The organism is Kitasatospora sp. NPDC001603, assembly GCF_040298365.1.
In the GTDB taxonomy this organism is placed as follows: Bacteria; Actinomycetota; Actinomycetes; order Streptomycetales; family Streptomycetaceae; genus Kitasatospora.
The window spans coordinates 1-13,556 of sequence record NZ_JBEPAA010000062.1 but is presented as its reverse complement, the minus strand read 5'-3'; the positions used below and the strand labels follow the sequence as shown (position 1 = coordinate 13,556).

Genomic DNA, 13,556 nt, shown 5'->3' with positions numbered 1-13,556 from the left:
CGGAACCGCCCCACTTCGCACCAGCACCCCGCACGACCACGGAGCGCACCATGGCAGCCACCCCACCGGCCGAGCCGAACCGCCCGTCACCCAACACCGTGATGCGCGCACTGCGCGGCGACCGTTCGCCGGGCGAGTTCGCGATGGCCGTACGACGGGCCGCCCGCGAGATCGGCGAGCACGTCTCCTGCGACGCCCGCTACGTAGGGCGGGTCGAGGCGGGCGAGATCCGCTGCCCCAACTACGCCTACGAGCGGGTCTTCCGGCACATGTGGCCGGACCGCTCGCTGGCCGACCTCGGCTTCGCCCCCCGCACCGCCGTCCGCCGCCGCTCGGCGGACGGCGGTGCGGGCTCCGCACCACCCCGGCTCCACCCGCAGTTCCCGCCCCTGCCCGCCCCGCGCTCGCCGCACTCCATCCAACTCCCGTACGCTGCCTCGCCGTACGCGGAACCACCCCCACCGGACGGACCTGCGTCGCCGAGGTCCCCGGCGTCACTCCGGGGTCCCGATGGACCGCACCATTTCGACGAGGAGAACGACGACGTGCGTCGCCGTACGTTCCTGGCCGGCGGCCCGGCCGCGCTGGCCACCGTGATCGGCATCGACCGGCCGGCCTGGGCCGCCGACCGCGCCGCCCCGGGCACACCCGGGGCCGAGGAGACCGCCCGACTCGGCGCCGCCCCGGGCCTGTTCGACCCCGAACGGGGCACCGGCTTCGTCCCGGGCCGCCCCGGGCCGGTGCCTCCGCCCCGCCGGATCGGCGCCGCGGAGGTGCTCGACGTCGAGCAGGCCGTCCGGGACATCCGGCTGGCCGACGACGTGTACGGCGCCGACGCCCTGTTCGAGTTGGCCGGGCAGTCGCTGCGCACCGCCTACGTGCTGCTCAACGAGGGCGAGTACAGCGCCGAGACGGAGCGAAGACTTCAGGCCGGTGCCGGCGAACTCGCGATCTCGGTGGGCTGGCTGGCGCACGACTCGAACCGCTTGGCGGACGCCCGGTCGCTCTACGCCGAGGCGCTCGCCACCGCCCGGATGGCGGGCGACTCCGCCCTGGAGGCGCACGTGTTCTGCAACAGCGCCTTCCTCGCCCGGGACGCCGGACGCCCCCGCGAGGCGCTCCGCGCCGCCCAGGCCGGGCAGGCCGCCGCCCGGCAGCTGGACTCCGACCGGCTGCTCTCCCTGCTGGCCATGCGCGAGGCCGGCGGCTGGGCGCTGCTGCAGGACCGGGCCGCCTGCGAACGGGCGCTCGGCCGGGCGTACACGCTGTTCGACCGCGGCCCCTCCGAGGCCGACCCCGAGTGGATGTCCTTCTTCGGCGAGGCCGAGATCGCCGGGCTGCAGTCCCAGTGCTGGTCCGCGCTCGGCGACTGGGACCGGGCCAGCGAACAGGCGGGGCTGGCCATAGCCCTCCAGGAGCCGCACTTCGTGCGCAACCGCGTGCTGTACACCGCCGAGCTGGCGCACGACCGCCTCGGCCAGGGGGACGTGGCCGGCGCCGCCGGCCACGGCACGGCCGCCGTGGCCCTGTTCGGCGAGGTCCGCTCGGCCCGGATCCGCAGCATGCTGGCGGACACCGCCGAGCGGCTGCGCCCGCACCGGACGGTGCCGGAGGTCGGCCGGTTCCTGACCGACTACGACCTCGCGGCGGCCGCCTGAGCGGGCCGGGGCCGGCGATCGCCGGTACCGCGGCCGCGCCCCGCCCCTGACCGACCGTCGGACGCGGAGCGCGGCGGCCGGTCAGTGCTGCAGGCCCTCCAGGTGGCTGAGGTCGTTCCAGACCTCGACCGCCGGTGCGCCGTACTCCCAGGACAGCACGCAGAGCGCCGCCGTCCCGAGCTTGAAGCGCTGGGCGTACTCGGGCGGCAGCCCGAGCCAGCGGGCGGTCAGGATGCGCAGCAGGTGGCCGTGCGCGAAGAGCACCACGTCGCGGTCGGCGCCGTGCATGACCGTGGTCGCCTCGTCCGGCACGCCGTGCTCGTCGTTGAGGCCGGCGAGGAAGCCGTCCACCCGGGCGGCGACCTCGGACAGCTTCTCGCCGCCGGGCACGCCGTCCCGCCAGATCAGCCAGCCGGGGTGGTCGGTGGCGCGGATGTCCGGGCCGGTCCGGCCCTCGTACTGGCCGTAGTCCCACTCCAGCAGCTCCGGCTGGTCCACGGCACGCTCGCCGAAGCCCGCCAGGGCGCAGGTCTCCTTGGCGCGGCCGAGCGGGCTGGTGTAGACGAGGGCGTCCGGCAGGCCGTTCCAGGGGGCCTCGGCCAGGCGGGCGCCGAGCGCCCGGGCCATCGCGCGGCCCTCCTCGGTCAGCGGGATGTCGGTCCGGCCGGTGTGGCGGCCGGTGGCCGACCACTCGGTCTCGCCGTGGCGGACCAGGACGATTCGGGCGGGCATGAGTGGCTCCTCGCAGCGGGGCGGTGGCAACGGTCGGTCTCACCATTGAGCACCGGCACTCCATGATCCCTCACCTGCGGACCTCCTACGAGCCCGGGCGCCGCCGCAGCGCGTCGGCCCCCGGGTGGGCGGCGACCGGCACACCCGCCCGCCCGCCGCCCGGAATCGGCGCGGATGGCCGCGGATGGCCGGACCGGACCGGATTGTCGGACCCGGGTGCGACACTGGGCCGCACCATGAACGTCTCGACGAACGTCCCGTCCCACGGGCACTTTGAGCCGCTCGCCCAGCGGCTCGCCGACCTGCGCGGTCCCGCACCGCAGCGCAGCCTGAACGCCCGCGCGCTCGCCGCGCTCGCCGCCAATCCGGGCTGTCACCGCCGCGCCGTGCTCGACGCCGCCGGGGTCGACAAGTCGGCGCTGGCCGCCCGGCTCGGCCGGCCCGCCCCGTTCGGCCAGTCCCCGTTCGCCCTCGCCCGCGGCGTGATCTTCGAGTCACGGCTGAAGGAGGACGACTACACGGCGCTGCTGGAGCCGCTGCGCCGCCACCTCGGCCTGCCGGCCGACGGCGGCGCCCCGCTCGCCGTGCCCGATCTGCTGCGCCGCTCCGGCCCCGCGGTCCGGGCCGAGCGGACGACCGCCGCACTGGCCGAGGCCGCCGCCGATCCGCAGGCCTGGACGCTGCTGGACCACCCGCTGCTGCGGCTCACCGTGGCCGGCAGCACCGCCTACCTGGAGCCGGACGCGGTCGTGGTGCACGGCGGGCGGTGCACCGTGATCGAGATCAAGTCCTTCCCGGTGCTGGACGGCAGTGCGGACCCGGCCAAGGTCGGTGCCGCCGCCCGCCAGGCCGCCGTCTACGTCCTGGCGCTCCAGGAGACGGCCGCCGCGCTGGCCGGCCGGGAGCCGGACCGCAACCCGTACGTGGAGCAGCGGCTGCCGGGCAGCCCCCGGCTGAGCGTGCTGCTGGTCTGCCCGAAGGACTTCAGCAACCGGCCGACCGCGGTGACCGTGGACGTCCGGCGCGAGCTGGCCACCACCCGCCGCCAGCTCAGCCGGATGACCGGCATCGGCCGGCTGCTGGACGCGCTGCCGCCGGGAGCCGGCTTCGACCTCGCGTCGGATCCGACGGGGGCCCCCGCCCGCTCGGCCGAGCAGCTGGCGGAGTCGGTCGAGGCGGTGCCGGCCGCGTACAGCCCGGACTGCCTCTCCACCTGCGAGCTGGGCTTCCACTGCCGTGCCCGGGCCCGCTGCGAGGACCGGGTCGAGCAGCTCGGCCGGGGCGTGCGCGGTGAGTTGGGCAGTATCCGGACCGTCACCGAGGCACTGGCCGCCGCCGAGGAGACCGGCCCCCGCCCCGAGGCCGCCCACCCCGAAACCACGGCCGCCGACGCCAGCCCCGCCGACGCCGGCCACGACGACAACCACGAGGACGACAGCGGCGACGGCAACGACGAGGCCGCTGCCCGGCTCGCGTACGCCGCCGCGCTGCGCGCCGAGGCGCTGGGCCGGCCGCTCGCCGAGCCGCCGGCGGAGGCGTTCGCCGGGGCCGGAGCCGCCCGATGAGCCTGCTCGGCACCCTCGCCCGGCTGGAGGCCGTCCGCAGCGGCCGGGCCGAGCCGCTGGCCACCGTCCGCCACCGGCACCTCGCCGAACGCCCGATGGTGGTCGTCCCGCTGACCGCCGCCGGCGAGGCGGGCGCGCCGCTGGCCGTGCTGCTGGGCACCGACCGCTCGGCGCCCCGGCTGCACATCGTCCCGCAGCCGCTCAACCGCACCCTGCGCTTCGACTTCCTGGCCGAACTGGCCGCCGACCTGCTGCCCTACCTGGAGTCCTTCGCCGACGAGGTGGAGCAGGTCGAGGGTTCCGAGAAGGATCCGGAGACCGGCGAGAAGACGCAGGTCTTCCGGGAGCTGTGCACCGACGCGCCGCAGCTGATCGTGCCCAACGCCGCGGGCGTGCACCACCTCGCCCTGCTCGGCCGCTCCACCCGCTTCCGCCGCACCGTGGAGGACGACGAGCCGGGCCCCTACCCGGCGCCGGCCCGGGTGCCGCTGCTCGGCCGCTGGCTGACCCACCTCACCGACCGGGCCCAGGTGCCCGGCTCCAGCCTGCTGCTGGCGATGACCGGCCTGCTCTCCCGGCACTGGGCGACCGGCCAGAGCCACCTGGAGGACCAGCACCTCGCCGCCCGGCTGGCCTGGCACGCGCCGCCGGCCGGCCTGACCGGGGCCGAGGCCGCCGAGCTGGCCGAGTCCGCGCGGGACGGGGCCGGCCAGTTGCTCCACCCGCCCGCCGGCCCGGCCACCGACCCGCGCTTCGACGAACTGGTGCTGGGCCCGGCCATCGCCCGCTACGACGCCGCCGCGGCCGCCCTGGCGCACGCCGCCCAGGAGCCCGGCGGCACCGACGCGGAGCAGGCCCGGGCCGCCGTCCGGACGGCTGTCGAGCAGCTGCGCGCGGTGCTCTCCCGGGTGCTGCTGCCCACCTGGCACGACGTGTGGCACGGCCTGGACCTGCTCCGCGAGCTGCCGCCGGCCGGGCACCTGGCGGAGCGCTGGACGGGCGACCGCTGGTCCTACACCGGCCACCGGGACCGGCTGGCGGCCGGCGAGCCGCCGCAGCCCCGGCAGGACGACGCCGTGACGGCCGCCCGGAAGCTGGCGCAGCGCGAGCGCGAGCAGGCCCGGCTGGACGTCCAGGAGGCCCTGGACGACCCGCTGGCGATGGCCGAGCACCGGCTGGCCGGCGAGGCCTTCGCGGGTGTGGTCACCGAGGTGGTCCCGGACTACGACACCTCGGGGCGCTCGCCCAAGCCGCGTCCGCTGGTGACCGTCCGGACCGCCGACCGCCCGCACGCGGACCTCGGCCGGGAGGCGCACCGGGTCCGGGCCTCCCCCCTCGCGGACTCCGGTGCCGCGCCGAGCCCGCAGAAGGCGGTGATCACCGCGGTCGACCCGGTGGCGGGCACCATCACCCTGCGGGTGCTGTCCGGCATGGGGCGCCGGAAGGAGCCGGAGCCGGGCAGCCTGCCCGAGCCCGGCGAGCGGATCACCTTCACCCTGTTCGAACTGACCGTCCGCCAGTCCGCGCCGCTGCCCGAGCCGGACGACACGCCGTGGACGCACGGCGGCCCGCCCGGCGCCGCCGCCACCCCCGGGCCGGCCGCCGCCGGCGCCGCAGCCGCCACCGCCGTCGAGGAGTGGGAGTGACCCGGCCGATGAACAGCGAGCAGGCCCCCGGGGCGGCCGCCGACGCCGCGGTGGCCAGGATCCTGGAGGCCACCGTCCGCCCGGCCGTCGGCGCCCCGCGCGGTGTGGTGGTCGACTCCCCGCCCGGCGCCGGGAAGTCCACCCTGGTGGTGCGGGCCGCCCGGGAGCTGGTCGAGGCCGGTGAGCGCCTCATGATCGTCGCGCAGACCAACGGACAGGTGGACGACCTGGTCGACCGACTGGCCGAGAAGGCGCCCGGGCTGACGATCGGCCGGCTGCACGCGGCGGACTCCCGGCCCGGCCCCGAGGTGCTGCGGCACCCCAACGTCACGCCCTCCGACAAGGTGGCGGAGCTGGCCGAGCACGACGTGGTGGTCTCGACGGCCGCCAAGTGGCAGTGGGTGAGGACCGAGGCGCCGTGGCGGCACGCGATCGTCGACGAGGCGTACCAGATGCGCTCGGACGCCCTGCTCGCGGTGGCCCGGCTGTTCGAGCGGGCCCTGTTCGTGGGGGACCCGGGCCAGCTGGACCCGTTCACGGTGGTCGGCACCGAGCAGTGGGCGGGGCTGTCGTACGACCCGTCGAGCAGCGCCGTGGTCACGCTGCTCGCGCACAACCCGCAGATCGAGCCGCACCGGCTGCCGGTCTCCTGGCGGCTGCCGGCCAGCGCGGCGCCGCTGATCTCCGACGCGTTCTACCCGTACACGCCGTTCCGGTCCGGCACCGGGCCCGGCGACCGGCTGCTCACCGCCTCGGTGCGGCCGGACGGCTCCGCGCTGGACGCGGCGATCGACCGGGCGGCCGAGCACGGGTGGGCGCTGCTGGAGCTGCCCGCCCGGCACACCGTCCGGACCGATCCGCAGGCGGTGGCCGCCGTGGCGGCGACCGTCCGCCGGCTGCTGGAGCGCGGTCTGACGGCCCACTCCGAGCAGGGCGCCGTCCCGCTCGCCCCCGGCCGGATCGCGGTCGGCACGGCCCACCGGGACCAGGCGGCGGCCGTCCGGGCGGCGCTGGTCAAGGCCGGTGTCCCGGTCGACCCGACGACCGGCCCGGCCGTCACGGTGGACACCGCCAACCGGCTGCAGGGCCGGGAGTACGACGTCACGGTGGTGCTGCACCCGCTCTCCGGGCGGCCGGACGCGACCGCCTTCCACCTGGAGACGGGCCGGCTCTGCGTGCTCGCCTCCCGGCACCGGCACGCGTGCATCGTGGTGGCCCGGGCCGGCATCGCCGAGCTGCTGGACGAGCACCCGGCCACCGAACCCGTCCAGCTGGGCGTCTCGGTCAAGTTCCCCGACGGCTGGGAGGCCAACCACCAGGTGCTGCAGCACCTCGCCGGGCACCGGGTACGGCTGGCGCGCTGAGCGGGCCGGCCGCGGGCGGTGGCCGGCTCCCGCAGGTCGGCGGCGCCTCCCGCCGGGTGCACGCCCCCGGCGCGCCGGGAGGGAATAGCGCCCGGACTCGCACCGTTCCGTTACCGGCAGTCGCCGCGAGACAATGGACGGCGGCCAGGACCGGGCGGCGTCCTCCCCGGCCGCCGCCGTCCGCCCCCACCGAGCCCCCGGAGGTGTCCGTCCATGCCCGACTCCCACGCCCAGGCGTCCGACCCGAGCCGTTCGACCGTGCCGGCCGGTCCGGGCGCAGGCGCCGGTGAAGCGCCCGCCCGCCGCCGGCGCCCGGTCCAGCTGCTGTTCGAGCCGAACCTCGCCGAGCCGGAGCCGGAGCGGTTCTTCGACCTGGAGTCGATAGAGGACCCGGCCGAGCTGCTGCGCCGTTCCACCGAGCTGGCGCTGGCCTTCCGCGCGGCCGCCGAGCGGGCCACCGACTTCCAGGCCGTCGCCGCCGCGCAGCTCGCGGACACCCGCCGGTTCGACGCGCTCTCCGAGGCCGAGATCGCCGAGCGGGCGGACTGGACGCCGGACTACGCGACCAAGATGATCGAGTACGGCCGCGGCCTGCTCCAGCCCCGCCGCCACGAGGGCTGACCCCTCCCGGGGGCCGGACCGCGATCGGGGCGGGACCGCGATCGGGGCGGGACCGCGATCGGGGCGGCAACCTCGCCAGTGGCATATGCGGCGCGGCAGGGTACGCCGCTCCCCGCCGTGCTGTCCGGCGAACCACGCTTTCCCTCCCGGACACCCGGCGGACACCCCACTCTGCTGTCCGTGGACATCTGGACCTATCAGTCGGTGGAGTACGTCACGGTGGCCGGGGAGGCCTGGCTCGCCTCCGCCAGCGAGTACCCCCGCAGCATGCGCGCCCTCTGGGAGTCGCGCCCGTGGGCGCCCTCGGTGCTGCCCTGCGGCCGCGCCTTCGACGTGATCAGCATGCCGTCCCTGTTCGGCCGACGGGTGCTGGACGAGCTGTGGACCTCCGGCCCCGGCTGCGGCCCGGTCGCCGTGTACCGGGGGCGCACGCTGCTGTTCGTCCGGCCCGGGGCGGCGGCCCGGCTGCGGCGGCTGCTCGCCTGGGAGGAGTGGGCCCGGGACGTCCCGCCGCTGCTCTGCCACGGCCGCGGCGACGCGGTGACCGTCCCGCCGGTGCAGCGGATGCTGCACAGCCCGGACTCGCCCGGTCTGGGTGCCGGGCGGTGGATCGTCGCCCCGGAGGCCAGGGAGCCGTGGCTGCCGGGCGCCTCGGTGGTGCTCTGGGCCTGCGTCCGGGCGGCCCGGGAGTCGGCCGAGCGGGCCGGTTCGACGGCCCTGCCGGTGGGCTGAGCCCGGCCTCGCGGGTGGGCTCAGCCCGGTCGGCCGGTGGGTTGAGCCCGGCACTGCCGGTGGGCCGAGCGCGGCCGCCCCCGGCCCCGGGTATTCGATTTTGGCCGGGCCGCGCGCCGCTGCTAAAGTCTTCTCTGTCAGCAGGCGCCGCTAGCTCAGTTGGTTAGAGCAGCTGACTCTTAATCAGCGGGTCCGGGGTTCGAGTCCCTGGCGGCGCACAGACAGCCGGAAGGCCCCTTGCGAGAGCGAGGGGCCTTCCGGCGTTTTCCGGTCCCTGGGGCAGGTACGGGGTGCCGGACGGGTCGATCCCGCCCGGCACCCCGCGGGCTCAGCGGCCGCGCAGCGAGCGGTAGCGCGCGACCAGCTCCGCGGTGGAGCTGTCCAGCGCGTCGGCGCCCTCACCGGTCAGCAGCACCGGCTCGATCCGCTTGGCGAGCACCTTGCCGAGCTCGACGCCCCACTGGTCGAAGGAGTCGATGTTCCAGATCGCGCCCTGGACGAACACCTTGTGCTCGTACAGCGCGACCAGCTGGCCGAGCACCGACGGGGTCAGCTCCCCGGCCAGGATGGTGGTGGTCGGGTGGTTGCCCTTGAAGGTCTTGTGCGGGACCAGCTCGGCCGGCACGCCCTCGGCCGCGACCTCCTCCGGCGTCTTGCCGAAGGCCAGCGCCTGGGTCTGGGCGAAGAAGTTGGCGAGCAGCAGGTCGTGCTGGGCGACCAGGCCGTCGGGCAGGTCGGCGACCGGCCGGGCGAAGCCGATGAAGTCGGCCGGGATGACCTTGGTGCCCTGGTGCAGCAGCTGGTAGTAGGCGTGCTGGCCGTTGGTGCCGGGCGTGCCCCAGACCACCGGGCCGGTCTGCCAGCTCACCGGGTTGCCCTCGCGGTCCACCGACTTGCCGTTGGACTCCATGTCCAGCTGCTGGAGGTAGGCGGTGAACTTCGACAGGTAGTGCGAGTACGGCAGCACCGCGTGCGCCTGGGCGTCGAAGAAGGCCCCGTACCAGACGCCGAGCAGGCCGAGCAGCAGCGGGACGTTCTCCTCGGCGGGAGCGGTGCGGAAGTGCTCGTCGACCAGGTGGAAGCCGTCCAGCATCTCGCGGAAGGCGTCCGGGCCGATGGCGATCATCAGCGAGAGGCCGATCGCCGAGTCGTAGGAGTAGCGGCCGCCCACCCAGTCCCAGAACTCGAACATGTTGGCGGTGTCGATGCCGAAGTCCGCGACGCCCTCGGCGTTGGTGGAGAGGGCGACGAAGTGCTTCGCCACCGCCTCGGTGCCGGCGTCCAGGCCCGCGAGCAGCCAGCCGCGGGCGGAGACCGCGTTGGTGATGGTCTCGATGGTGGTGAAGGTCTTGGAGGCGACGATGAAGAGCGTCTCCGCCGGGTCGAGGTCGCGGACGGCCTCGTGCAGGTCGGCGCCGTCCACGTTGGAGACGAAGCGGACGTCGAGGTCGCGGTCGGCGAAGGAGCGCAGCGCCTCGTAGGCCATCGCGGGGCCGAGGTCGGAGCCGCCGATGCCGATGTTGACGACCGTGCGGATCCGCTTGCCGGTGTGGCCGCGCCAGTCGCCGGCGCGGACCTGCTCGGCGAAGGCCGCCATCTTGTCGAGGACGGCGTGCACGGCCGGCACCACGTTCTCGCCGTCCACCTCGACGACGGCGCCGCGCGGGGCGCGCAGCGCGGTGTGCAGGACGGCGCGGTGCTCGGTGTTGTTGATCTTCTCGCCGCGGAACATCGCGTCCCGCAGCCGGGCGACGCCGGTGGCCTCGGCGAGCTCGCGCAGCAGGGTCAGCGTCTCGTCCGTGACCAGCTGCTTGGCGTAGTCCACGTGCAGGTCGCCGACCTGGAGGGTGTAGCGGCGGCCGCGCTCCGGGTCGGCGGCGAACAGCTCGCGCAGGTGCGTCTCGCCCAGCTCCGCGCGGTGCTTGCCGAGGGCGGCCCACTGCGGGGTGCGGTCCAGGGGGGTGCGGGAGTCGGCACGGGTCTCCGACATCGGTGGCTCCTCGTTTCATCTGGGTGCAGATACCGGCAGGGCCAGGCGGGAGGGTTTTCGCGAGGTCGTGCGGGTACTGATGGTGCGCCGACTCCGTTGACGGCCTGCCCGGGGCCAGCCTATGCAACGTCGGGACCACCTGCGCACATTCCGTTCGGGGACGCTCCGTGGCCCGGCGGCCCACCGGCCCGGCGGGCCGCCGCCGGGGTGCCCCCGGGCCGCCTGCGCGGGCGCCGCCGGCGCCCCCGGACGGCGCGTCACTTCCGTTCGGAGCGGAGGTCGAGCCCGCGCAGCACCCGGTCGACCAGCTCCGGGTCGGCGCCGAGCTCGCTGCGGGCGGCCAGCATCTCGCGCCGGGAGGCGGCGATCATCTCCTGCTCGACGCTGTACGCGGCGCGCCACTGGCTCAGCCGCAGCTTGGCCTCGCTGGCCTCCTCCTCGGCGTACTTCTCCGGGCAGAGCCGGGCCAGCCGGTCGTGCTGACGGTCCCGCAGGCGGTCGGCGACCTCGGCGGGCAGCTTGTCCTGCTCCTCCAGTTCGCCGAGCCGTTCGAGCCCGGCCCGGGCGGCCCGCCACCAGAGCTCGCGCACCGCCTGCTCGTGCTTGTCCTGGTCGATGTCCAGGTGCAGCCGCTTGGCCAGCCACGGCAGGGTGAGCCCCTGGACCAGCAGGGTGAAGAGGACGACGCTGAAGGCGATGAAGACCAGCCGGCCGCGTTCGGGGAAGCCCTCGCCGGAGTCGACGGTCAGCGGGACGGCCAGGGCGAGCGCGACGGTGGCCACCCCGCGCATCCCGGACCACCAGAGCACCACGCTCTCCTGCCAGCTGATCGGGGTGTCCTCCTCCACGTCGGCCCGCAGCTTCCGGGAGAGCCAGCCGGCCGGCAGCAGCCAGAGCAGCCGGGTCACGACCACGACGGCGATGACGGCGGCCGCGTCGCCGAGCATGCTCGTCCAGCCGGTGCCGGCCTCCTTCAGGACGGTGGCCAGCTCCAGGCCGATCAGGCCGAAGGCGACCCCGGTGATCAGGATCTCGACGATCTCCCAGAAGGCGTTGCCGACCAGCCGGTAGGAGACGGCGTCGGCCTCCGCGGCGCGTTCCGCCAGGTAGAGCGCGCAGACCACGACGGCGAGCACACCGGAGCCGTGGATCTCCTCGGCCAGGGTGTAGGCGGCGAACGGCACCAGCAGGTTGAGCGCGACCTGCTGGGTGGGGTCCTCCAGGAAGGAGGCGAGCTTGGCGTTGAGCCAGCCGAGGCCGACGCCGATGATGACGGCGAGGACGGCCGAGAGCACGAAGCGCAGCACCGCGTGGCCGGGCGAGAAGTCGCCGCTGACCACCGCGTCGATGGCCAGCGAGTAGATGACGATCGCGGTGACGTCGTTGAACAGGCCCTCGCTCTCCAGGATCGACACCAGCCGGCGCGGCAGGCCGATGCTGCCGGCCACCGCGACGGCGGCGACCGGGTCCGGCGGGGAGACCAGCGCGCCGACCGCGACGGCGGCCGCGACCGGCAGCGCGGGGAGCAGGGCGTGCACGGTGCCGGCGACCGCGGTGGTGGTGACCACCACCAGCGCGACCGCGAGCAGCAGGATGGAACGGATGTTGGCCCGGAAGTAGCGGACCGAGGAACGCCGGGCGACGGCGAAGATCAGCGGCGGCAGGACCAGTGGGAGGATCAGGTCCGGGTCGAGGGTGACGTCCGGGATCTGCGGGACCAGCGCCATGACGATGCCCAGCAGGGTCATCAGCACGGGCTGCGGCACGCCCGTCCGCCGGGCGAGCGGCATGGTCACGACGGAGGCGAGCAGCACCACGAAGAGCAGGGGCAGCTGGCCCACGGGGAGGTTCCTCTCGACGGCGGATCGGTGGCGGGGAGCGGGTGGCGGAGGGTGGCTGGCGGAGAGCGGGTGGCGACGGGCGGGTGGCGGACGACGGGGGCGGCCGGGCGCGACTCGGGCCGCCGTCGAGGATAAATCCGACAATGCGCTCAGTTGACGCAACACGCCGGAGGGCCCTTGACCTCAAGTCCGCTTCACCTTCGATGATCGGGGCGCAGGCAGGACCGAGAGCGCAGACCACGAGGCAGGAGCTCCAGATGAAGGCTGTGACCGTCCCCCGGTTCGGCGGCCCAGAGGTACTGCGGGTGACCGAGGTACCCACCCCCGCCGCCGGACCGGGCGAGGTGCGGGTCCGGGTCTACGCGGCCGGGGTGCAGCCCGCCGACCTCGCCGTCCGGGAGGGCTGGGCGCCGCCGGGCGTGCGGGTCGAGCTGCCGGCCGTCCCGGGCAACGAGTTCGCCGGGGTGGTCGACCAGCTCGGCCCCGACAGCCGGGGCTGGGCGGTCGGCGACCAGGTGCTGGGCTTCCGGCCGCTGAACAGCCACGCCGAGTTCGTCACCGTCGACGGCTCCCAGCTGGTCCCCAAGCCGGCCGGGATGCCGTGGGAGCAGGCGGGCTCGCTGTCCGCCTCCGGGCAGACCGCCCATGTCGCGCTGACCCTGCTGGAGGTCGGCCGGGGCAACACCGTCCTGGTCCACGGCGCCTCCGGCGGAGTCGGCACGGTCGCCGTCCAGCTCGCCCGCGCCTGGGGCGCCACCGTGATCGGCACCGCGAGCGAGCGCAACCACGCCTATCTGCGTGAGCTGGGCGCGATCCCGGTCGGGTACGGGGACGGGCTGGTCGAGCGGGTGCGGGCGGTGGCGCCGCAGGGGGTGGACGCGGCCTTCGACGCGGCCGGGCGCGGCGCCCTGGAGGCCTCCGTGGAGCTGGTCGCCGACCGGGACCGGATCGGCACCATCGTGGACTTCCCGACCGCCGCGCGGCTCGGCCTGCGCATGCTGCGGGGGCCGCGGACGGCGGCCCGGCTGGCCGAGCTGGTCGAACTCTGGGAGGCGGGCGGTCTGCGGCTGGAGATCGCCGACACCTTCCCGCTGGAGCGCGCGGCCGAGGCGCACCGGATGGTCGGCACCGGCCACGTCCGGGGCAAGGTGGTGCTCACCCCGTGATCCCGGCGCGCCCCCGATCCCCGGACGCCGCGCCCCGGCCCCCGATCCCCGGCCCCCGATCCCCGGCGGCGGGCCGGGCGCGGGGCCGTTCGGCCCCCCGATTGTGAGTTTCGGCTGCTGACCAGGTAATGTTCTCCGCGTCAGCAGGCGCCGCTAGCTCAGTTGGTTAGAGCAGCTGACTCTTAATCAGCGGGTCCGGGGTTCGAGTCCCTGGCGGCGCACAGACAGCCGGAAGGCCCCT

The 13,556-nt window shown here is 75.5% G+C and carries 10 protein-coding genes and 2 tRNA genes; 9 read left to right on the top strand and 3 right to left on the bottom strand.

Going from position 1 to position 13,556, the window contains the following annotated elements; translation table 11 throughout:
* Nucleotides 1–50: 50 nt before the first annotated feature.
* Entirely contained in the window at nt 51–1,658 is a 1,608-nt protein-coding gene (locus ABT263_RS29490) for an NsdA family TPR-like regulatory protein (RefSeq protein WP_352294942.1), read from the top strand.
* 81 nt (nt 1,659–1,739) lie between these two features.
* On the opposite strand, the gene ABT263_RS29485 is transcribed toward ABT263_RS29490, so the two are convergent.
* Nucleotides 1,740–2,390, bottom strand: a complete 651-nt coding sequence (locus ABT263_RS29485; RefSeq protein ID WP_352294940.1) for a histidine phosphatase family protein — start codon at nt 2,388–2,390, stop codon at nt 1,740–1,742.
* A gap of 236 nt (nt 2,391–2,626) precedes the next feature.
* Here ABT263_RS29485 and ABT263_RS29480 point away from each other — a divergent pair, with 236 nt between their 5' ends.
* The 6 genes from ABT263_RS29480 to ABT263_RS29455 all read left to right on the top strand — a co-directional run bounded on the left by ABT263_RS29480 (nt 2,627) and on the right by ABT263_RS29455 (nt 8,536).
* Nucleotides 2,627–3,955: a hypothetical protein gene (locus ABT263_RS29480; RefSeq protein ID WP_352294938.1), complete on the top strand. Its 1,329-nt coding sequence runs from the start codon at nt 2,627–2,629 to the stop codon at nt 3,953–3,955.
* On the top strand, nt 3,952–5,601 hold the full coding sequence (locus ABT263_RS29475; protein ID WP_352294936.1) for an ATP synthase subunit B family protein: 1,650 nt from the start codon (nt 3,952–3,954) through the stop codon (nt 5,599–5,601). The genes ABT263_RS29480 and ABT263_RS29475 overlap by 4 nt, the downstream gene beginning before the upstream one ends.
* 8 nt (nt 5,602–5,609) lie before the next feature.
* A complete protein-coding gene (locus tag ABT263_RS29470; RefSeq protein WP_352294981.1) occupies nt 5,610–6,965 on the top strand; it encodes an AAA family ATPase in 1,356 nt (451 codons plus the stop codon).
* 213 nt (nt 6,966–7,178) lie between these two features.
* Nucleotides 7,179–7,586 carry a DUF8844 domain-containing protein gene (locus ABT263_RS29465; protein ID WP_329487764.1) on the top strand — a complete coding sequence of 136 codons (408 nt, stop codon included), beginning with the start codon at nt 7,179–7,181 and terminating at the stop codon, nt 7,584–7,586.
* A gap of 78 nt (nt 7,587–7,664) precedes the next feature.
* Nucleotides 7,665–8,318 carry a bifunctional DNA primase/polymerase gene (locus ABT263_RS29460; protein WP_465606359.1) on the top strand — a complete coding sequence of 218 codons (654 nt, stop codon included), beginning with the start codon at nt 7,665–7,667 and terminating at the stop codon, nt 8,316–8,318.
* Between the two features lie 144 nt (nt 8,319–8,462).
* Nucleotides 8,463–8,536: transfer RNA gene (locus ABT263_RS29455), tRNA-Lys, on the top strand.
* A gap of 110 nt (nt 8,537–8,646) precedes the next feature.
* On the opposite strand, the gene pgi is transcribed toward ABT263_RS29455, so the two are convergent.
* Together pgi and ABT263_RS29445 are read right to left on the bottom strand one after the other, a co-directional pair.
* Nucleotides 8,647–10,308 carry a glucose-6-phosphate isomerase gene (pgi, locus tag ABT263_RS29450; RefSeq protein WP_352294934.1) on the bottom strand — a complete coding sequence of 554 codons (1,662 nt, stop codon included), beginning with the start codon at nt 10,306–10,308 and terminating at the stop codon, nt 8,647–8,649.
* A gap of 257 nt (nt 10,309–10,565) precedes the next feature.
* A complete protein-coding gene (locus ABT263_RS29445; protein WP_329487767.1) occupies nt 10,566–12,149 on the bottom strand; it encodes a Na+/H+ antiporter in 1,584 nt (527 codons plus the stop codon).
* Between the two features lie 257 nt (nt 12,150–12,406).
* On the opposite strand from ABT263_RS29445, the gene ABT263_RS29440 reads away from it, so the two are divergent.
* Together ABT263_RS29440 and ABT263_RS29435 are read left to right on the top strand one after the other, a co-directional pair.
* A complete protein-coding gene (locus ABT263_RS29440) occupies nt 12,407–13,315 on the top strand; it encodes an NADP-dependent oxidoreductase (RefSeq protein ID WP_352294932.1) in 909 nt (302 codons plus the stop codon).
* Nucleotides 13,316–13,462: 147 nt separating this feature from the next.
* Nucleotides 13,463–13,536, top strand: a tRNA-Lys gene (locus tag ABT263_RS29435).
* Nucleotides 13,537–13,556: the final 20 nt, after the last annotated feature.

Coding starts and splice junctions, on each gene's coding strand:
- ABT263_RS29490 (WP_352294942.1), top strand. CDS start 51: ATGGCAGCCACCCCACCGGCCGAGCCGAACCGCCCGTCACCCAACACC.
- ABT263_RS29485 (WP_352294940.1), bottom strand. CDS start 2,390: ATGCCCGCCCGAATCGTCCTGGTCCGCCACGGCGAGACCGAGTGGTCG.
- ABT263_RS29480 (WP_352294938.1), top strand. CDS start 2,627: ATGAACGTCTCGACGAACGTCCCGTCCCACGGGCACTTTGAGCCGCTC.
- ABT263_RS29475 (WP_352294936.1), top strand. CDS start 3,952: ATGAGCCTGCTCGGCACCCTCGCCCGGCTGGAGGCCGTCCGCAGCGGC.
- ABT263_RS29470 (WP_352294981.1), top strand. CDS start 5,610: ATGAACAGCGAGCAGGCCCCCGGGGCGGCCGCCGACGCCGCGGTGGCC.
- ABT263_RS29465 (WP_329487764.1), top strand. CDS start 7,179: ATGCCCGACTCCCACGCCCAGGCGTCCGACCCGAGCCGTTCGACCGTG.
- pgi (WP_352294934.1), bottom strand. CDS start 10,308: ATGTCGGAGACCCGTGCCGACTCCCGCACCCCCCTGGACCGCACCCCG.
- ABT263_RS29440 (WP_352294932.1), top strand. CDS start 12,407: ATGAAGGCTGTGACCGTCCCCCGGTTCGGCGGCCCAGAGGTACTGCGG.